Genomic DNA, 19,068 nt, shown 5'->3' with positions numbered 1-19,068 from the left:
AGCAAGCTGGAGCGATACGTCGAGGAAGGCTACCTGCCACTCGACAACAACGCCGTTGAGCGCGCGATCCGTCCATTCGTGACCGGAAGAAAGCACTAGCCGTATAGCGACACGACCACGGGCGCAACGGCCAGTGCTCAACTTTACAGCGTGGTCGCGACTGCCAAAGCCAACGGCCAAGAGCCTTATGCTTGGCTGCGCAACGCACTTGAGTGCTTGCCACTGGCATCCTCGGTTGAGGATTACGAAGCGTTGCTGCCGTGGAACTGCGCACCCGCATCGCCTAGCTGAGCGCGCTATCCATTTTGATTTCGGTGGGGTTTATGGAGCGCTTACAAAGCCAGCACCTACAAGGGTCTTTACATTTTTTGCTACATATTTTTACTACAGAAATACGTGAAATCGTCGTCTGCACCGACGAGGACTATTGACGTCTTTAAAAAAAGATAAAACTTAAAATATCACCAATGAAAACTCGAAGCGTAATTCGCACCAAAAGCAACTAAAATAGTATCAATCTTTAATATCCAACACTCGAAACTCACTATATGAAAACACCAACACTCTCAAGGTGCAATTCTTCTAAACCAATCCCTCATCGTCTGCCTTATCCGCTCCAACTCCTCCACCGATATATTCGTCATATGACAAATCGTGTTACGCAAGTGAGATATGAGTCGAGCCTGCTGAACAAGAGCCTTATCCCTTAGCAGCTCCTCAAAATGAGTTTTCCAACAGACGTCGATAACTCTTAATAACTGTGGATATGTCATCAGCGACAATTTATCTCGGGAACCTAGCGCCATCCAGCTTTTAGCTTCTTCAGTTTCCTCCAGCTTTACAACTTCATCTTGGATATCTTTGGGAACTTGACCCCACCATTCATCACCATTTTTGGCAATTAGCGCGCCGGTCACAAACTCCTTTAGATAGCTTTCAAAGACAAAAAACAGCCTATAGGCTTCAGACGCTTCGTATGCGCGCCTTACGGGGTCAGGAATAACAGCGGAAAGATCGTAATTTTCTGAGATTTTCAATGCAGGTGGTGTAATTAGATCGATCTTCTCATCGATAGAGGCACTGACACTCTGACCGAGCATTACAAAAAGCGCCAGCCTGGATTCATCGATCATTCAAATGTTTTCCTAATAGCATTAAAAATATTTAGATAAGTCTCCTCCGAACCATTAGATGGAAGATGCACCTGAATATTATAATGGAACTCCGGACGAAGCCCGGATGGTTTCTTTTTCTTATGAGTTTCTTTTTCTTAAAAATCGTCCTCTATAAATTCATCCGTTGCTTGCGGAGTTTTTTTCTCCCGACGTTGGTCATCATCCGAAAAATCGGCCAACTTCAAAAGAGCATTCAACGTACCGGCAATTTTCCCCGTAACGCCCTTGTCCGCCCCAGTAACTTGAGCTATCAAACCACGCAAACTCTCTCCGGCGAGTAAGTGTGCAGATTCATTCGCTTCGAATAATGGTTGATAGGCTCGCCGTATACCCTCGGCAATGGCACGCGGCGCTTGCCCGCTATTTTTAAGTAGATCGTAACTAGCTGTTGGCCTTCCTGACTGATCTAAAAAGCCAAGCGTTTTAAGAAGAGCTATCAGAGGACGATCACCTGTCCCCTTTATCCCAAAAGTCTCCCCAAGCACTCTTGTATTTAAAATATCTGGTTTTTTTGCTGACTCAATTGCCTCAAATAGCTTACCCACATTTTTATAAGTAGGAAGGTATGGTAATTCTTTAGCCATGTATCACCTCAGAGTACAATAAGCGTATTTTAATAATCGTCTGCAACCGAAAGCCGCCCATACATCAACATTCCTTACCTGTCTGGGCACAAATAGTCATCAAGCTTTTCTGCCTGAATTAATTTATGAAGATCTACTACCCCGTCAATAAACGGTATCACCTCATCAGTGAAGAACTCTCGAGACTTATTAATTCTAAAGTCTGTCAGCAACTTGTGCAGCGCTTGCTCAAGTTCAATAAAATTCCGAGTTGAGTAAACCTTATGAACAGAGAACTCGAAAGGCACCCCAGTTGTGTAGAGCTGCAAAATTCGCTTTTCTATAGCTTGAGATGTGAAACCTATTTTGATGATCTCGCGACCCTGCTGAGTATAGGTTCCTGTTTTCAACACGTAAACGTTGCCGATGGATACGTCAAAGTCTTCTAGCTCAGGTGCATCTTCAGCAAGCTCGCCAGTGGTCAGCGATACCTTGTAAGGTTTAGTTGAGTCGTCACAGAAGAACTCATCATTGGTCTTCACCACGCCATAAATCTGAGCTAACAGTGCATGATCTAAGGTCGTGTAGTGGCCCCGCTCAACGTTGCGAAGGTGTGAAGGCGTACCATGGAATTCTGGATATTGGGCCTTTACGACCTCTTTGATCTCTTGCGGTGTCAGAGGCTGCTGAGAAGCCTCCACCACGGACCATACCGTTTCTTTGAACGAGCGAGTAAGCATAGTCAAACATCCTTGTGATAAGCACCGATGCTATCCAAAGGCCACCCCAAGGGCAAGGTAAAGTGATTCAGCGACTGAGAGGCAACCCAGAAAAAAGGCGGGCGAAAAAAAACGGCAATCTGTAGGCTTTTTCTGTTCCACCGCCTTCAAAGGCACTGCTACAGAATTTTGCTACATAATTACCGTTTTTTTGCCTTGTAACTCATTGATTTACAAGGGCTTTTAATAATGGCGGAGAGATAGGGATTCGAACCCTAGGTACCGGTGAAGGTACAACGGATTTCGAATCCGTCCCATTCGGCCACTCTGGCATCTCTCCAACGGCGCGAATCATAACAGCATCGGCGCGGAAGGCGAAGCCCTTCCGCTGATTTTTTTCGTGCTATCAAGCGCTTGCGTGCTTTTTCTGCTTACAGCGGCACGCCCAGACGCTTCGCGACTTCTTCGTAGGCTTCGATGACGTCGCCCAGACCCTGGCGGAAGCGGTCCTTGTCCATTTTCTTGCGGGTGTCTTTGTCCCAGAGGCGGCAGCCGTCCGGGCTGAATTCGTCGCCCAGGACGATTTCGCCGTGGAATACGCCGAACTCGAGTTTGAAGTCGACCAGCAGCAGGCCAGCGTCGTCGAACAGTTTGGTCAGGACGTCATTGACCTTGATCGACAGCTCTTTCATGCGAACCAGTTGCTCGGCGGTGCCCCAGCCGAACGCCACAACGTGGGATTCGTTGATGAAAGGGTCGCCTTTGGCGTCGTCCTTGAGGAACAGCTCGAAGGTGTACGGATTGAGCTTGGTGCCCTCTTCGATGCCCAGACGCTTGACCAGGCTGCCGGCGGCGTAGTTACGCACGACGCATTCGACCGGGATCATGTCGAGCTTCTTGACCAGGCACTCGTTGTCGCCCAGCAGCTTGTCGAATTGGGTGGGAACGCCCGCTTCTTCGAGTTTCTGCATGATGAAGGCGTTGAACTTGTTGTTCACCATGCCTTTGCGGTCCAGTTGTTCGATGCGCTTGCCGTCGAACGCCGAGGTGTCGTTACGGAACAGCAGGATCAAGCGGTCAGCGTCGTCGGTCTTGTAAACCGATTTGGCTTTGCCGCGGTAGAGTTCTTCACGTTTTTCCATGATGGGCTCCGCTTGCTAAGTAGTTGGGCTAGGCGATATGTCGCCAGTCGAGCCCTGAATCTTGATCGGCCAGTTGCAGCCAGTCCGGGTCGCACCCCAAGGTGTCGACAAAACATTGCCGGGCCAGATGCGGCAGGTTGTTCTTGCTGCTGAGATGCGCCAGCACCAGGTGCTGAAGGTCCTGCCATCCCAGTTCGCTCACCAGGCTGGCGGCCTGGTGATTGTTCAAATGACCGGTTTCACAGCCGACGCGCTGCTTGAGAAAGACCGGGTATTGGCCTCGGGCAAGCATGTCGCGACAGTGATTGGCCTCGATCATCAAGGCATCCAGGCCGTGATAACGCTGCAATACGTTGGAACAGTAAGACCCCAGGTCCGTCAGCAGGCCAAAACGACGCTTGCCGTCATTGAAGACGAACTGGGTCGGTTCGAGCGCATCATGGGCAACAGACACCACATCGATGTCCAGCGCGCCGATCCGCAAGCTCTCTCCGCCCGCCAGCAGCCCTGCCACTTCCACCGGTTTGCGCATCCCGCGCAAGGTGCCGCTGCTGAGGTAGACCGGCACGTTGTAGCGTCGGGAAAGCAGACCCACGCCATGCACATGATCGGCATGTTCGTGGGTCACCAGAATCGCGCTCAATTGACTGGCCGCGACGCCCAGGCGAGCCAGACGTCGCTCGGTTTCCCTCAGGGAGAAACCGCAATCGACCAGAACGTACGTATCGTTGCTGGCGACCAGCGTGCCGTTGCCACGACTGCCGCTGCCGAGAACCGCGAAACGCACTTAACCCAGGTTGTCTTGAATAACGCTCAACACCCGGCGCGCGACATCCGCAGGCGCAACAGTGTTGATGTTCTTCTCGACGGTCACTTGAACGTTGTCACCCACCTTGCTCAGGCGGACCTGATAGCGCTCGGCGCGGGCATCGATCTCTTCCTTGGTGGACTTGCTGCCAAACATCCGACCGAAGAAGCCAGGCTCGTTATCAGGCGTTTTCGCCTTCTCGGCCAGGTTGATGTAATACAGACCCAGGCTGCGGTTGACGTCCTCGACGCGCCAGTCGCCCTGATCCAGCGCACGGCCGACGCTCGACCATGCACGGTCCAGGTCGGCGCCGAGGTTCAACACCGGGTTGCCGCTGCCGTCTTCGCTGAGCGCGACGCGGCTCGGGGTGTCGTAATCACGTGCCGCTAACAGGGAGATCGAACCGCCTTTTTCAGCGTTGCGACCCATGCTGGCAAGCAAGTCGTCCGTCAGAGCCGCATCCAGACCGATATTGGTGGTGCGATTAGGAAACGCCACGTCGGCAGTGCTGCCGGCAGGACGTTCAACACTGACGACATAGACTTCACTGGTATTGCGCTGCACGCCCGGCTCGATACGAACCCGCACGCGGGTTTCCGCATCGGCGGCTACGCCAGCAGCGCTGAGACGCTTGGCAACCGAGGCGGACAGTTCGTCCAGACGCTGCCACGAGGAGCTGAATTCGCCAGTCTGCGGACGCTCTTCAGCGATGCGGAAACCGTTGTCTTCAAAATACTGGTGAGCCACCGGCCAGACTTCGGCAGGTTGGCGCTGGGCCAGAATCCAGTGTGCATCGCCGCTTTTCTGCAGGCTAAAGTCGCTCGACTCTGAAGTCGTGGCCAGCGGCAGAGGACGAGGAACCGTGTATTCGCCGTCTTTCTGGGTGCTGTCGGCCACGTTGCGCGGGATCGGCAGCAACGGATCCAGACGCTTGACGCCTGTGACATCGGCGGGCACCTGCATGGGTGGGGTCTGGGTTGCCTGGAGGTAATCGCTACCGCGATCACGGAAGTAACCATCTTCACCCCAGAGCCAACCGCAACCGCTGGTGCTGGAGATGATAAGAGCAAGTGCGGAAAGTCCGGCCAATCGCTTCATTGCGTGATACTTCCTCAATTAAACCAGGACGCCGGACTGGCGCAGGGCCTGACGCAGCGGTTCGTGACAGGCTTCGCTGAGCCAGGTAAGCGGCAGACGGATACCGTCTGGCATCAAACCCATTTCATGCAAGGCCCACTTCACAGGGATAGGGTTGGATTCTATGAACAGGGTGTTATTGAGCGGCATGAGCTTTTCATGAATCGCTCGTGCCGTCTCGGCGTCGCCACGCATGGCCGCAACGCACAGATCGCTCATGGCGCGCGGTGCAACGTTGGCGGTGACGGAAATATTGCCTTTGCCGCCCAGCAACATCAATTCGACCGCTGTTGCGTCGTCACCGGAGTACACCAGAAAATCGCTGCCGACGCTGGCCAGAATGTCCTGAGCGCGCTGCAGATTGCCGGTGGCTTCCTTGATGCCGATGATGTTTTTCACGTTCGACAGACGCGCAACTGTCTCTGGCAGCATGTCGCAGGCGGTACGGCCCGGCACGTTGTAGAGAATCTGCGGAATGTCGACGGCATTGGCGATGTGGCTGAAATGCTGAAACAGGCCTTCTTGCGTTGGCTTGTTGTAGTAAGGCGTGACCAGCAGGCACGCATCGGCGCCAGCGGTCTTGGCGTTGGTGGTCAGTTCGACGGCTTCGCGCGTCGAATTGGCGCCGGTACCGGCGATGACCGGAATACGACCTGCAACCTGAGCGACCACACGGCGGATGACTTCGATGTGTTCATTCACATCCAGCGTCGCCGATTCGCCGGTGGTGCCGACGGCAACAATGGCGTGGGTGCCCTCTTGCAAGTGGAAGTCAACCAGTTTGCTCAGGCTGTCCCAGTCCAGACGACCTTGTGCATCCATTGGTGTGACCAGTGCCACCATACTGCCCGCAATCATGCAACCGCTCCTGCCGGAAAAAGAGAGCCGTAATGGTACTGGCGCTATCAGCCTTGTACAAGCGAAGTACCGCGCTCTGAGCATTCCCCTGAGCGTTGGTTTTCGCTACCCTTTGTCCTTTGATCGGTACTGGTCACCTGCGTACCTCGCTCAATCGGTCGAATTTGTCGCCAGAAGCCCTGCCCCAGCGCACTCCAGCCCAGTCATGGCTCGCTCATGCAAGCCAGACGTTCCGGGGACCGGGAAGGAATCTCGCGCCATCGATTGTCGAAACAGCCCCGCAAGTCCGAAAAAGTACCGACCGCTCATCGTCTAGGAATGCTGCATGTCGTCCACCCCCACAGTTCGCGAACAATTCCTTGTCATCAGTGCCCTTGGCGCCAACCCCATGGAGCTGACCAACGTCCTGTGCCGCGCCAGCCATGAAAACCGTTGTTCGGTCGTCACGTCACGCCTCACCCGCCACGGCGAGTGCAGCGCATTGATTCTGCAGATCTCCGGCACGTGGGACGCTCTGGCGCGCCTCGAAACAGGCCTTCCGGGTCTTTCCAAGAAGCACGCCTTCACGACCAGCGTCGTGCGCAGTGCAACGCTTGAAAATCGCCCCGAAGCCCTGCCCTACGTGGCGTACGTCAGTTCAGCCTATCGCCCGGACATCATCAACGAGTTGTGCCAGTTCTTCATCGATCACAACGTTGAACTGGAAAACCTCATCTGCGATACCTACCAGGCACCGCAGACCGGCGGCACCATGCTCAACGCCACATTTACGGTGACATTGCCTGCCGGCACGCAAATCAGCTGGCTGCGTGATCAGTTCCTCGACTTTGCCGACGCACTGAATCTCGACGCGCTGATCGAACCCTGGCGCCCACAAGCCCCCATGTAAGGAGTTCTCATGGCCGTTTCAGTAGATCAACCGGTTCCCGACTTTCAGGCACCCGCTACCAGCGGGCAGACGGTCGAGCTGTCTGCCCTCAAGGGTCAGCAGGTCGTGATTTATTTCTACCCGAAGGACAACACGCCAGGCTGCACCACTCAGGGCCAGGACTTTCGCGATCACATTGCGCAGTTCCAGGCAGCCAATACCGTTGTTCTGGGCGTTTCCCGCGACAGCCTGAAGACCCACGAAAACTTCAAGGCCAAGCAGTCCTTCCCGTTCGAGCTGATTTCGGACAAGGAAGAAGCGCTCTGCCAGTTGTTCGACGTCATCAAGCTGAAAAAGCTGTATGGCAAGGAATACCTGGGCGTCGACCGCAGCACGTTTCTGATCGACAAGGATGGCGTGCTGCGTCACGAGTGGCGCGGTGTGAAGGTGCCAGGCCATGTGGCTGATGTGTTGGCCAAAGCCGAAGCCCTGAACAAAGGCTGATTACCGAGACCGGCTGCGGCATGCAAGGTGCCGCAGCGATTCACTCCAGCCTGTCAAAGCAAGGGCGCTACCGTCGGCTCATTGCGCGGCCAGGCGTCGAGTACGGCCTTGAACAGGGTCGCCAGCGGAATAGCGAAGAAAATCCCCCAGAAGCCCCACAGCCCGCCGAACAGCAACACGGCGCAGATGATCGCGACCGGGTGCAGGTTGACGGCCTCTGAAAACAGCAATGGCACCAGTACGTTGCCGTCCAGCGCCTGAATGATGCCGTGCGCGATCATCAGGTAGATGAACTGATCGCCCCAACCCCATTGAAACAGGCCGATCAGCGCCACCGGCACCGTCACCACCACAGCGCCGACGTAGGGCACCACGACCGATATCCCGACCAGCATCGCCAGCAGCGCAGCGTAATTGAGCCCGAGCGCGACGAACGCGATGTACGTCACGCCACCGCAGATAAAAATCTCGATGACCTTGCCGCGGATGTAATTGGCGATCTGGCGCTTCATTTCATCTGCGACCCGATTGAGCAACGCTCGCTCACGCGGCAGGTAACCACGCGCCCAGCGGCCAATCATGTTCCGGTCCTTGAGGAAGAAGAACACCAGAATGGGCACCAGCACCAGATAGATCATCAGATTGACCAGCAACGGCAGGCTGGAAATCGAGAACGTCAGCGCCAACTGACCGATCTTGCCCACTTCGCCGCGAGCGACTTCGATGGCCAACAGCACTTGCTCGTCGGAAATCAGGTGCGGATAGCGCTCAGGCAACAGCAACAGCACCGATTGCCATTTAGCGAGCATGCCCGGCGCCTCATTGAACAGTGTGATCATCTGATGCCAGAGCAGCGGCACCAGCACCAGCAAGAACAACAGCAGCACGCCGATGAACAACGTGAACACGAGACCGACCGCAGCCATTTCCGGCATGCGCAGGCGCTCCAGGACGCTGACCAGCCCGTGCATCAGAAACGCCAGAACCAGCCCGGCCAGCACCGGGGCCAGCATTCCGCCCAATGTGAGAACAAGGGTGAACGCCAGAAACAGCAAAACCGCCAGGACCACCGCCTCCTCGTCAGAAAAATAGCGTTGTACCCAGTTGCGAATCACATTGAACATCAAACATCCTTTTCGGAAAAAAACGGCGGCCTATCAAGCCTTGCGAAGCCAGTAACGGTAAACACCCGCCTCGACCTCTTCATGTATAAGCGCATGCCCGGCAAGCCTGGCAAAGGTTCGAAAATCCCGCTGTGACCCGGCATCGGTTGCGATCACTTTCAACACCGCACCGCTGGCCAGACGATTGAGCTCCATCTTGGCTTTCAGCAGCGGCAGCGGGCAGTTGAGCCCACTGGCATCCAGCTCAGCGTCACAGGCGTCAGGGGGCGCTACAGCGTCAGACATCTTTTCTCTCCAGGCGGACACATTGAATTACAAAGAGCAGGTCCGAAAAGGCACAGCGGACAAGCCGGGAAGAATACCTCACTCTGGTCAGCACGCCATTCAGCCAGCTACAGTACAGGTTCTTCTGACCAGAGCTTCGTGCATGAATTTTTTGCGTCCTACACTGCTCACCCTCGCCTGCCTGTTTGCAACCCACGGCATGGCTGATGATCTGCCGTCCCTGGGCGACGCCAGCTCCTCAATCGTTTCTCCCGAGCAGGAACATCGTCTCGGCCGTGCCTGGCTCGGCCTTCTGCGCAGCCAGGTGGGTCAACTGTCGGACCCGCAACTCAAGGATTACGTCGAGACCACGGTGTATCGCCTGGCCGAAACCAGTCAGGTTCAGGACCGCCGTCTGGAATTCATTTTGATCAACAGCCCGCAGCTCAATGCGTTTGCCGCACCTGGCGGGATTATCGGTGTCAACGGCGGCCTGTTTCTCAATGCCAAGACCGAGGGCGAATACGCGTCGGTCATGGCTCACGAGCTGGCGCATTTGTCTCAGCGCCACTTCGCAAGGGGCATTGAAGCCCAGCAACGCATGCAGGTGCCGGTGATGGCGGCGATGCTCGCGGGCATCGTGATGGCGGCTGCCGGCGCTGGTGATGCCGGTATCGCAACCATTGCCGGCTCTCAGGCGGCAGCGATCCAGGAGCAACGCCGGTTTTCGCGTCAGAACGAACAGGAAGCCGACCGTATCGGCATCCTCAATCTGGAGAAAGCCGGCTACGACCCCCGCAACATGCCGACCATGTTTGAGCGGCTCATGCGCCAGTATCGATTCGACGCCAAGCCTCCCGAGTTCCTGCTGACTCACCCGGTCAGCGAATCGCGGATTGCCGACACGCGCAACCGCGCCGAACAGGCCAAGCCGGGTGGCAAGGAAGACAGCTTGCTGTATCAACTGATGCGCGCACGCGTTGCACTGATCTATGAAGAAACACCGGGGATCGCGGCTAAACGCTTCCGCGCCCAACTGGTTGAAAACCCCAATTCCGATGCCGCACGCTATGGACTGGCCATCGCCCAGATCAAGGGCGGCCAGCTCAATGAAGCTCGCGAGAGCCTCAAGCCGCTGCTGGAGAAAGCGCCGAACGACATCACGTACAACCTGTCGCAGATCGATCTGGACATCACCAACAATCGACTGGCCGATGCTCAGCAACGCGTTGACCGCATGCTGACGCTGTACCCAGGCAGCTATCCACTCAATGACGTGCGCATTGATGTGCTGCTCAAGCAGAATCGCACCGCAGAAGCCGAAAAAAGTCTGGAGGCACTGCTCAAGACCCGTCCGGACGATCCTGACATCTGGTATGTGGTGGCAGAAACCCGCGGCCTGAATGGCAACACGATCGGCCTGCATCAGGCCCGCGCCGAGTACTTTGCACTGGTGGGTGACTTCCGTCAGGCCATTCAGCAGCTGGACTTCGCCAAACGCAGGGCCGCCAACAACTTCCAGCTGGCATCGCGCATCGACGCACGGCAGAAGGACCTGGTCGAGCAGGAGCGAATGGTCAAGGACATGATGAACTGATCAGGCCCGCCCACCCGACGTCACGTCACGGCGAGCCGGTCCGGAAATCAAAAAGCCCGCCCCTGCCGTCGGGCTTTTTGCTGTCAGGCGTTACCGGCCTGCCTGATACGCGCCGCCTGGGTGAAATCCAGCATGCGCTGCAGCGGACGAACCGCGTTAGGGATCAGCGCGGGGTCAACGACTATCTCATGAGTGCCTTCACGCAGGCACTGCAAGGTGCGCTCAAGCGTGTTCATCGCCATCCACGGGCAATGCGCGCAGCTACGGCATGCCGCGCCATTACCGGCCGTAGGGGCCTCGATGAAGATCTTGTCAGGACACAACTGCTGCATCTTGTAGAAAATGCCCCGGTCGGTCGCGACAATGAACATCTTGTTAGGCAATCGCTGTGCGGCGGCAATCATCTGACTGGTGGAGCCGACCACGTCAGCCAGCTCGATCACGGCTTCGGGCGACTCCGGGTGAACCAGAATGGCAGCCTCGGGGTACAAGGCTTTCATGTCTTCAAGCTGCTTGGATTTGAATTCCTCGTGAACAATGCAGGCACCGTCCCACAGCAACATGTCGGCACCGGTTTCACGCTGAATATAGCGCCCAAGATGCTTGTCGGGAGCCCAGATGATCTTCTCGCCGTTGTCCATCAGGCTTTCAACGATCTCCAGTGCGCAACCGGAAGTCACTACCCAGTCGGCACGGGCTTTGACTGCCGCCGATGTGTTGGCGTAGACCACAACGGTGCGCTCCGGGTGCTGATCGCAAAACGCGGAAAACTCATCGACCGGACAGCCCACGTCGAGCGAACAGGTGGCTTCCAGCGTCGGCATGAACACGCGCTTTTCCGGGTTGAGAATCTTGGCCGTCTCGCCCATGAAACGCACCCCGGCCACCAGCACGGTGCTGGCTGAGTGGCTGTTGCTGAAACGGGCCATTTCCAGAGAGTCCGCCACGCAGCCGCCCGTTTCTTCGGCCAGCGCCTGAATTTCCGGGTCGCAATAATAGTGAGCGACCATGACCGCGTCCTGCTTCTTCAGCTCAGCCGCAATTTCGGCGCGAAAATGCGCCTGCTCATCGGGGCTCAAAGCTTTGGGCTGCTTGGCGTCGAGATGAGCCTGCACCAGAAAACGTTCGGAAATCTGTGTCATGTTCGCGGGACCTGAAGGCGCCAGAGCGCAAGGAACAAGTTTACACCCGAAAGACAGGCAAAAAAAAACCTGGAAATCCGCATTTTCATGGGCCTTCCAGATTTTCGAAATGGTGGGTCGTGTGGGATTCGAACCTACGACCAATTGGTTAAAAGCCAACTGCTCTACCAACTGAGCTAACGACCCTCTGTTGTGTGGCGCGTATATTACTGATTTTTATCAGTAATTCAACACCTATTTTGAAAAACTTTAAAAATAACGTGTCGGGTCGGCCATTCCGGCAGCCGCAAAGCCTTCTGCGCGCAAGCGGCAACTGTCGCATTTACCGCACGCACGGCCTTGATCATCGGCCTGATAGCAGGACACCGTCAGCGAGTAATCCACACCCAAAGCGCTACCTGCCTTGACGATGTCCGACTTGCTCAGGTTCTGCAGCGGAGCCCTGATGGTGAAGCCCTGCCCTTCCACACCGGCCTTGGTGGCCAGGTTCGCCATACGCTCGAAAGACTCGACGAACTCGGGACGGCAATCCGGGTAGCCCGAATAGTCCACGGCATTGACGCCGATGAAGATATCCCGCGCGCCCAGCACCTCTGCCCAACCCAGGGCCAGCGAGAGAAATACGGTATTGCGCGCCGGCACGTAAGTTACCGGAATCCCTTCGGATGGAGACTCAGGCACCGCGATAGAGCTGTCGGTCAACGCCGAGCCGCCAATGCCATTGAGGTTCAGGCCAATGACCTTGTGTTCGACCGCCCCCAGATCGCGTGCAACGCGCGCAGCGGCGTCCAGCTCGGCGCGATGACGCTGGCCGTAGTCGAAGCTCATGGTGTAGCAGACGTAACCTTCAGCACGAGCCATCGCAACGACCGTGGCGGAGTCCAGGCCACCGGACAACAGGATCACCGCTCTTTTTTTATTCATGGTCAATTCAGTCATTTCAGCGCCCCGGCTCGTCATCCCAAAGAATTTTATGCAACTGCATCTGCAGGCGTACCGGCAGATTATCCGCGACGATCCAGTCCGCCAGATCACGACCCTTGAGTTCGTGATGGCTGGCCGAAAACAGCACCTCGCCCGCGCGACGGTCCAGCCCGTACTGGATCAGCTTGGAAACAGCCCAGTCGTAGTCCTCCCGCGAGCAAATCACGAACTTGACCTGATCGTTCGACGTCAGCAGCTCCATGTTCTCGTAGCGGTTACGTGCGACTTCCTTCGACCCGGGGGTCTTGAGGTCTACGACGCGACTGACACGAGGGTCCACAGCAGAGATATCCAGCGCGCCGCTGGTTTCCAGCGACACCTCGTAACCCGCATCACAAAGACGCTTGAGCAATGGAATCGCATTGGGCTGGGCAAGCGGCTCACCGCCGGTCACACAGACATAGCGGGGACGGTAGGACGCGACTTGCCCGAGGATGTCATCCAGCGTCTGGAGGGCGCCACCGCTGAACGCGTAAGCACTGTCGCAATACTGACAGCGCAACGGGCAGCCGGTCAGTCGGACAAACACGGTGGGCAGGCCAGCCGTACGGGTTTCACCCTGCAACGAGTGAAAGATTTCGGTGATGCGTAATGTGTCTTGCATATCAGCCACGGGCGTAACAGCTAAACAGGCCGTCCGCCTCCGTCAGGCACTTCAAGGGACCCTGCAATCGCAGAATCCGGAAAAGCGTAGGGTGTACCGGAATTTCGGGGGCGAGATTCTAACGAAAAAAGCCGCGACTGGCGCGGCTTTCTTGATCAGCGGGTCAGGGCATCAAAGACGCTGGAGGTCTCGTTGCGCCAATTGTGCAGCCGACGTACCCGGATATTGGGCCACGACCTGCTGCAAAATACCTTTTACCTTGTCGTTATGACCCAGACGACGCTCGACATCTGCCAGTTTGTACAGCGAATCAGGCACCTTGGCATGCTTCGGGTACTGCTGGCTGACTTTGGCAAACGCCTGACCGGCACCCTGAAGGTCGCCCTTGGCCAGGTTGACTTCGCCCAGCCAATACTGGGCATTGCCCGCATAAGAGCTGTTCGGGTATTTACGCAGGAACGCGGTAAACGCCTGACTGGCTTTATCGAAGTCCTTCGCTTTGATCAAATCGAAGGCCGCTTCGTAATAAAGCTTTTCCTTCGCCGGGTCAGGAGGCTCGGTGCCTGCTGCCGGTGCCTGGGCCGCTGAGGCCGAAGGCGTCCCACTGGCGTCGATAGCGCCACCAGAAGGTTGAGAATTATTGGTAGCCGGAGCGGCAGCGCCACTGGCTATGCGTTGATCGAGTTCCTGATAACGCTCCAGAGCTTCCTGCTTCATGCGCTGGATATCGTTTTGCTGAACCTCGACAACACCGCGCAAACGCGCGATTTCGTCCTGCATTTGCTGCAACTGCATGAACAGCTGACCTTGCGCCGAGGCAGGGGCCGTAACCCCTCCCCCGGCGTAGGCGCCGGACGTGCCATAACCCGCTGGCGGATAACTGCTGCTGCCAGAGCCAGAATTATTATCGACCACAGGTGCCGCACCCATCGCTGAAAGCGGAAGAGTGAGGGCCAAAACGGTTAGAGCACGTCGGCACGTTCGCATGTCAAATTACTTACGCAGTTCGACGCGACGGTTCTGAGCCCACGACTGCTCGTCGTTGCCGGTAGCAACTGGACGCTCTTCGCCGTAGGAAACCAGTTCCAGCTGAGCTGGGGAAACACCTTGCAGAACCAGGTAGCGCTGAACGGCTTTCGCACGACGCTCGCCCAGTGCCATGTTGTACTCACGAGTACCACGTTCGTCGGTGTTGCCTTCCAGAACAACGCGAGCGCCGTTAGCTTTCAGGTCTTTGGCGTGAACGTCCAGAGCGCGCATGGCTTCTGGCTTCAGGTCCGAACTGTCGTATTCGAAGTAGAAGGTGGTGATTGCGCGCAGAGCAGCTTCTTCGCTCAGGGAACCGTCAACGGCACCAGAGTTAGCGCCGTAACCAGCGTTAGGATCAACAGCAGCACCGCCAGCGCCGGCGTTGTCGCCGCCCTTGGACGAGCAACCTACAGCTACAGCCATGGCCAGAGCCAGCGCAGCAAATTTACCAAACTTCAGCATTTCCATCTTGAAACTCCTAATGAACCCCAGTGTGTTAAGCAAAACGTGTAGCGCCGCGTCAGTTCAGGTAAGGGGACCAGGAAGGTTCTCTGACTTCGCCTTGAGCGGTAGGAAGCGGGAGCCTTACGCGTCCGTTAATGGACACGAGCATCAAGACTCCCCGGCCCTGCTGGCGGGTGGCGTAGATTACCATGGTGCCATTGGGCGCAACAGTAGGCGACTCATCAAGGTTGCTATCTGTGAGGATTTTTACGCTACCGCGGGCCAAATCCTGCACTGCTACCTTGAAATTAGTGAAGCCGTCCTGCCTGTGAATCATTACCAGCGTCTTTTCATCGGCTGACAATTTCGGGTTGGCATTGTAGTTACCCACGAACGTTACACGTTCGGCACCGCCGCCATTGATATTCGTCTTGTAGATCTGTGGCTTGCCGCCACGGTCCGACGTGAAGTATAGCGTAGACCCGTCCTTTCCGAAGAAAGGTTCGGTATCAATTGCAGAATCGTTGGTGACACGACTCAATTGACGCGACGCCAGGTTGATGACGTAGATTTCCGGGTTGCCGTCCTTGGACAGAACAAAGGCCAGCTTGTTGCCATCCGGGGACCATGCAGGCGCGCCGTTCAAGCCTTCGAAGTTGGTGATCTGCTCGCGACGACCCGTATCGATATGCTGAACGAAGATGCGCGGACGCTTCTGTTCGAACGACACATAGGCGATACGCTTGCCGTCAGGCGCAAAACGCGGCGACAGGATCGGCTCGCGGGATTGCAACAGCGTCACCGCACGAGCACCGTCGTAATCCGAACGCTGCAGGGTGTAACGCGTGTTGTTCTCCGAAAAGCGTTCGGCCGTCACGTACAGCATCCGGGTCGAAAACGCACCTTTGATACCGGTGAGCTTCTCGAACGACTGGTCGGCGATGTAATGCGCCATGTCGCGCAACTGGTCGTTGGTACCGGATACGTTGCCGGTCAGCACCTGCTGTTCGGTCGCCACGTTGAACAACGCGTACTGAATCTGCAGACGTCCGCCAGCCGGCGTGATGTTGCCGACCATGACGTATTGGGCGCCCAGCGCTTTCCAGTCACGGAAAATGACTTCGCTGGCCTGGGTCGGCAAGCTGATCATGTTCTGCTTGGGAATCGGCGCGTAGTAGCCTGAGTTGCGCAGGTCGTTGCTCACGATCTCTGCCATGTCTTCCGGCAGCACGCTGCCGCCCTGCCAGCCAAATGGCACAACCGCGATTGGAGCCGCGCGGTCACTGCCACTGGTGACCAGAATGTTCTTTTCTTCTGCCGCCACTATTCCTGACGCGAAACAGAGAACGACGAGCAGTCCTCGAAAAAGGTTGATCACAAGGCTAGATCTCCAGGTGTGAATGTCATCTTGAATGAACGATAGGGAGCGAAGTCAGCCGGCTTCAGACCCTGCATTTCTGTCAAACGTCCAATGTTCTTCACCGCTGCAACCGCAGAGCTGTCGAACGGTCCGTCACCACTGGACTTTGCAATCGATACCGACGCAATCGTACCGTCCGGCAACATGCCTATCTGCAACGTTACCGACATGTTGTTACGTGCCGAAGGAGGACGACTCCAACCTTCAGACGCTCGAACACGAATCAGGTCATCGAAACTGCCAGCCGTTTCATCGCCACGCTCATCAGCCAGAGCCTGTTGCCGTTCCGGTTTGTCGGACAGCAAATCGGCCAGTGCCTGCGCCTTCTTGTCTTCAGCGGATTTGCGAGCGGCTTCCTGCGCCTTCTTGGCGGAGTCGGCAGCGGCTTTCTTCTTGGCGTCTTCGGCAGCCTTTTTCTTCGCGTCCTCGGCAGCTTTCTTCTTGGCGTCTTCTGCGGCCTTTTTCTTGGCCTCATCAGCAGCCTGTTTCTTGGCTTCCTCGGCGGCGGCTTTCTTGGCGTCTTCTTCGGCTTTTTTCTTCGCCTCGTCTTCAGCCTTCTTCTTGGCTATGTCAGCCAGTTGCTTATCTTCAGCCTTTTTGGCATCAGCGACCTTCTTGGCTTCGTCGGCTTTCTTGGCATCGTCAGCCTTTTTGGCTTCCTCCGCTTTCTGCTCGGCCTTCTTGGCTTCGTCGGCTGCTTTCTGCTCTTCGGCTTTTTGAGCCGACTCTTCTTTCTTTTGTTCCGCAGCTTTTACAGCGTCCTGCTTCAACTGCTCGATCTTTTTCTGTTCCAGCTGTTCGACTTCAGTTTGTCGCGCAGCGGTTTTCTTCGCCTCACCGGCAATCTTCTGGTTGGTCTGGGTAGTGGCCTGGCTCTTGGACTTGAGCTGATAGAGCGTTGCCTGAACGATAGGCTTGGCTTCGGGCAAATCCGGAGTCATGGCAAAACTGACGAACAGCATGCCGAAAATCAGAATGTGCAATGCCACGGCCCAGACACTGGGCCAGAAGTAGCTTTCCGAGGCGGACGGCTCTCGAATCGGCTGCATCAGGGTGCCTCGGTAATCAAGCCAACATTCCCGACCCCAGCCTTCTGCAGCCCGCCCATCGTGCCCATGACCGAGCCGTAATCGACGGTCTTGTCACCACGAATGAAAACCTGCGTCTGCTTGCCTGCGTCACGACCGGCGGCGACGATCTTGGTCACGGCGGCGGTCAGTTGCGGCAGGGTCATTGCCTTGTCCATCTGCTTGTCGGTATCGACTTCGCTGCCAAGGTTCCAGTAATAGGTCTTGTCAGCCTTGATCGAAATGGTCAGGACCTGATTGTTGTTGTCTTGCGGCAAAGCCTCGCTGGAGACCTTGGGCAAATCGACCTTCACGCCCTGGTTGATCATGGGAGCCGTCACCATGAAAATCACGAGCAACACCAGCATCACGTCGATGTAGGGCACTACGTTCATTTCGGCGACCGGCTTGCGTTTTCTGCGACGATCTCGAGCGATTAAAGCCATGGGGAATTACCTGCTCACTCTTCGCTGGTATGCACTTTACGGTGCAGGATGGCCTGGAACTCGTCAGCGAACGTGTAGTAACGGCTGATCAAGGTCTCACTGCGCGCGGCGAAACGGTTGTAGGCAATAACGGCCGGGATGGCTGCAAACAGACCGATGGCCGTTGCAATCAGTGCTTCGGCAATGCCTGGCGCGACAGTGGCCAGGGTCGCCTGCTGCGCGGTCGCCAGACCGCGGAAGGAGTTCATGATGCCCCAGACAGTACCGAACAGGCCGACATACGGACTGGTGGAACCCACGGTCGCCAGATACGGCAAACCGGCTTCGAGTTTTTCTTCCTCGCGGGAGATTGCCACACGCATGGCACGCGCCACACCTTCCATGACCGCATCAGGATCGACACCGGACTGCTGACGCAGGCGGGAAAATTCCTTGAAACCGGCACGAAAGATCTGCTCGACGCCCGAATCCGGATCAGGATTGCTGCCGGCCTGACGGTACAGCTTGGACAGGTCGATACCCGACCAGAAGCGCTCTTCAAAGCTGTCCAGTGCGCGCCGACCTGCACGCAGCATGTTGCTGCGCTGAAAAATCACGATCCACGAAGTGACCGAAGCGGCCACCAGAATCAGCATGACCAACTGAACAACAATGCTGGCATTGCTGACCAAACTCCACATGGAGGAATGGTCGACGACGTTAGCTTCCACGCTTTATCTCCTGCTCTGAATGTATGCCCGCGCCGCCCTGGTCGGCAAAGGCCGCTCGCAGAGCTTCGGGAATGGCCCGGGGTTTAAAACTATCGGCGCGTACGCACGCCACCAGGAACTGCCCTTCACAGAGCAGCGTTGCATCTGACGCCCGCCTGATCTGCTGTGTAAAACGCAGGCTGACGCGGTTCAATTCGGTTACTTCTGCACTGACAAGCAGCTCGTCATCCAGCCGCGCCGGCTTGTGATAACGCGCCTCACTGGAATGCACGACAAATAAAAGGTTTTCCTGCGCCAGTTCGGACTGGGCAAACCCCAGATCCCGTAGCCGCTCGGTACGAGCCCGCTCCATGAATTTCAGATAATTGACGTAGTAGACGATGCCGCCAGCATCGGTGTCCTCGTAATAAACGCGACAGCGATGTGCGAACGACTGAACCCCGTTTTGCGCGCGCATACTCTA

Annotated in this window: 22 protein-coding genes, 2 tRNA genes and 1 pseudogene; 4 read left to right on the top strand and 21 right to left on the bottom strand. The window is 56.4% G+C overall.

Features of this window, described 5'->3' with window-relative positions:
* A pseudogene (locus BW686_RS17045) lies at nucleotides 1–291 on the top strand (transposase domain-containing protein); the annotation flags it as partial.
* A 275-nt stretch (nucleotides 292–566) separates the two neighbouring features.
* On the opposite strand, the gene BW686_RS17040 reads toward BW686_RS17045, so the two are convergent.
* The 8 genes from BW686_RS17040 to dapA all read right to left on the bottom strand — a co-directional run bounded on the left by BW686_RS17040 (nucleotide 567) and on the right by dapA (nucleotide 6,402).
* Nucleotides 567–1,133 carry a Swt1 family HEPN domain-containing protein gene (locus tag BW686_RS17040; protein WP_084918719.1) on the bottom strand — a complete coding sequence of 189 codons (567 nt, stop codon included), beginning with the start codon at nucleotides 1,131–1,133 and terminating at the stop codon, nucleotides 567–569.
* 137 nt (nucleotides 1,134–1,270) lie between these two features.
* Nucleotides 1,271–1,759, bottom strand: coding sequence for a DUF5343 domain-containing protein (locus BW686_RS26545; RefSeq protein WP_143514197.1), 489 nt, complete (start codon nucleotides 1,757–1,759; stop codon nucleotides 1,271–1,273).
* Between the two features lie 74 nt (nucleotides 1,760–1,833).
* Nucleotides 1,834–2,478: a GIY-YIG nuclease family protein gene (locus tag BW686_RS17030; RefSeq protein ID WP_084918717.1), complete on the bottom strand. Its 645-nt coding sequence runs from the start codon at nucleotides 2,476–2,478 to the stop codon at nucleotides 1,834–1,836.
* A 229-nt stretch (nucleotides 2,479–2,707) separates the two neighbouring features.
* Nucleotides 2,708–2,797: transfer RNA gene (locus BW686_RS17025), tRNA-Ser, on the bottom strand.
* 91 nt (nucleotides 2,798–2,888) lie between these two features.
* Nucleotides 2,889–3,599: a phosphoribosylaminoimidazolesuccinocarboxamide synthase gene (gene purC, locus BW686_RS17020; protein ID WP_084918716.1), complete on the bottom strand. Its 711-nt coding sequence runs from the start codon at nucleotides 3,597–3,599 to the stop codon at nucleotides 2,889–2,891.
* Between the two features lie 28 nt (nucleotides 3,600–3,627).
* Complete coding sequence (locus tag BW686_RS17015) at nucleotides 3,628–4,386, bottom strand: MBL fold metallo-hydrolase (RefSeq protein WP_084918715.1); 759 nt, start codon at nucleotides 4,384–4,386, stop codon at nucleotides 3,628–3,630.
* A complete protein-coding gene (gene bamC / locus BW686_RS17010) occupies nucleotides 4,387–5,505 on the bottom strand; it encodes an outer membrane protein assembly factor BamC (protein ID WP_084918714.1) in 1,119 nt (372 codons plus the stop codon).
* Nucleotides 5,506–5,523: 18 nt separating this feature from the next.
* A complete protein-coding gene (dapA, locus tag BW686_RS17005) occupies nucleotides 5,524–6,402 on the bottom strand; it encodes a 4-hydroxy-tetrahydrodipicolinate synthase (protein ID WP_084918713.1) in 879 nt (292 codons plus the stop codon).
* A 325-nt stretch (nucleotides 6,403–6,727) separates the two neighbouring features.
* Here dapA and BW686_RS17000 point away from each other — a divergent pair, with 325 nt between their 5' ends.
* Both BW686_RS17000 and BW686_RS16995 read left to right on the top strand, forming a co-directional pair.
* Nucleotides 6,728–7,291 (top strand): glycine cleavage system protein R, encoded by a 564-nt coding sequence (locus BW686_RS17000; RefSeq protein ID WP_005892076.1) that lies wholly within the window; start codon nucleotides 6,728–6,730, stop codon nucleotides 7,289–7,291.
* 9 nt (nucleotides 7,292–7,300) lie between these two features.
* Nucleotides 7,301–7,774 (top strand): peroxiredoxin, encoded by a 474-nt coding sequence (locus tag BW686_RS16995; RefSeq protein WP_084918712.1) that lies wholly within the window; start codon nucleotides 7,301–7,303, stop codon nucleotides 7,772–7,774.
* A gap of 53 nt (nucleotides 7,775–7,827) precedes the next feature.
* Here the strand turns inward: BW686_RS16995 and BW686_RS16990 are convergent, their stop codons facing one another.
* Both BW686_RS16990 and BW686_RS16985 read right to left on the bottom strand, forming a co-directional pair.
* Nucleotides 7,828–8,898 (bottom strand): AI-2E family transporter, encoded by a 1,071-nt coding sequence (locus BW686_RS16990; RefSeq protein ID WP_084918711.1) that lies wholly within the window; start codon nucleotides 8,896–8,898, stop codon nucleotides 7,828–7,830.
* 33 nt (nucleotides 8,899–8,931) lie between these two features.
* The gene (locus BW686_RS16985; RefSeq protein ID WP_084918710.1) at nucleotides 8,932–9,183 is read right to left on the bottom strand and encodes a sulfurtransferase TusA family protein; all 252 of its coding nucleotides are present in this window, start codon (nucleotides 9,181–9,183) and stop codon (nucleotides 8,932–8,934) included.
* A 142-nt stretch (nucleotides 9,184–9,325) separates the two neighbouring features.
* Here BW686_RS16985 and BW686_RS16980 point away from each other — a divergent pair, with 142 nt between their 5' ends.
* The gene (locus BW686_RS16980) at nucleotides 9,326–10,759 is read left to right on the top strand and encodes a M48 family metalloprotease (RefSeq protein WP_084918709.1); all 1,434 of its coding nucleotides are present in this window, start codon (nucleotides 9,326–9,328) and stop codon (nucleotides 10,757–10,759) included.
* An 83-nt stretch (nucleotides 10,760–10,842) separates the two neighbouring features.
* Here the strand turns inward: BW686_RS16980 and nadA are convergent, their stop codons facing one another.
* From nadA to ybgC, 11 genes are all read right to left on the bottom strand, one after another.
* Nucleotides 10,843–11,901 carry a quinolinate synthase NadA gene (gene nadA / locus BW686_RS16975; RefSeq protein WP_084918708.1) on the bottom strand — a complete coding sequence of 353 codons (1,059 nt, stop codon included), beginning with the start codon at nucleotides 11,899–11,901 and terminating at the stop codon, nucleotides 10,843–10,845.
* A 110-nt stretch (nucleotides 11,902–12,011) separates the two neighbouring features.
* Nucleotides 12,012–12,087: transfer RNA gene (locus tag BW686_RS16970), tRNA-Lys, on the bottom strand.
* A 63-nt stretch (nucleotides 12,088–12,150) separates the two neighbouring features.
* The gene (gene queC / locus BW686_RS16965; protein WP_179149295.1) at nucleotides 12,151–12,825 is read right to left on the bottom strand and encodes a 7-cyano-7-deazaguanine synthase QueC; all 675 of its coding nucleotides are present in this window, start codon (nucleotides 12,823–12,825) and stop codon (nucleotides 12,151–12,153) included.
* A 16-nt stretch (nucleotides 12,826–12,841) separates the two neighbouring features.
* On the bottom strand, nucleotides 12,842–13,489 hold the full coding sequence (gene queE / locus BW686_RS16960) for a 7-carboxy-7-deazaguanine synthase QueE (RefSeq protein WP_084918706.1): 648 nt from the start codon (nucleotides 13,487–13,489) through the stop codon (nucleotides 12,842–12,844).
* A gap of 171 nt (nucleotides 13,490–13,660) precedes the next feature.
* Nucleotides 13,661–14,476 carry a tol-pal system protein YbgF gene (ybgF, locus tag BW686_RS16955; RefSeq protein ID WP_084918705.1) on the bottom strand — a complete coding sequence of 272 codons (816 nt, stop codon included), beginning with the start codon at nucleotides 14,474–14,476 and terminating at the stop codon, nucleotides 13,661–13,663.
* Nucleotides 14,477–14,482: 6 nt separating this feature from the next.
* Nucleotides 14,483–14,986: a peptidoglycan-associated lipoprotein Pal gene (gene pal, locus BW686_RS16950; RefSeq protein ID WP_005891998.1), complete on the bottom strand. Its 504-nt coding sequence runs from the start codon at nucleotides 14,984–14,986 to the stop codon at nucleotides 14,483–14,485.
* 52 nt (nucleotides 14,987–15,038) lie between these two features.
* Nucleotides 15,039–16,289, bottom strand: a complete 1,251-nt coding sequence (tolB, locus tag BW686_RS16945) for a Tol-Pal system beta propeller repeat protein TolB (RefSeq protein WP_373271026.1) — start codon at nucleotides 16,287–16,289, stop codon at nucleotides 15,039–15,041.
* 47 nt (nucleotides 16,290–16,336) lie between these two features.
* Nucleotides 16,337–17,431: a cell envelope integrity protein TolA gene (gene tolA, locus BW686_RS16940; RefSeq protein ID WP_084918703.1), complete on the bottom strand. Its 1,095-nt coding sequence runs from the start codon at nucleotides 17,429–17,431 to the stop codon at nucleotides 16,337–16,339.
* A complete protein-coding gene (tolR, locus tag BW686_RS16935) occupies nucleotides 17,431–17,895 on the bottom strand; it encodes a protein TolR (protein ID WP_002554654.1) in 465 nt (154 codons plus the stop codon). The genes tolA and tolR overlap by 1 nt, the downstream gene beginning before the upstream one ends.
* A 14-nt stretch (nucleotides 17,896–17,909) precedes the next feature.
* Nucleotides 17,910–18,605, bottom strand: coding sequence for a protein TolQ (gene tolQ, locus BW686_RS16930; protein ID WP_002554655.1), 696 nt, complete (start codon nucleotides 18,603–18,605; stop codon nucleotides 17,910–17,912).
* Nucleotides 18,595–19,062 (bottom strand): tol-pal system-associated acyl-CoA thioesterase, encoded by a 468-nt coding sequence (gene ybgC, locus BW686_RS16925; RefSeq protein ID WP_005891989.1) that lies wholly within the window; start codon nucleotides 19,060–19,062, stop codon nucleotides 18,595–18,597. The genes tolQ and ybgC overlap by 11 nt, the downstream gene beginning before the upstream one ends.
* Between the last annotated feature and the right edge of the window lie 6 nt (nucleotides 19,063–19,068).

Source organism: Pseudomonas syringae, assembly GCF_002157375.1.
Taxonomy (GTDB): Bacteria; Pseudomonadota; Gammaproteobacteria; order Pseudomonadales; family Pseudomonadaceae; genus Aquipseudomonas; species Aquipseudomonas syringae_T.
Note: the sequence above shows the minus strand (reverse complement) of the source record. Positions and strands in the feature narration are given on the sequence as shown.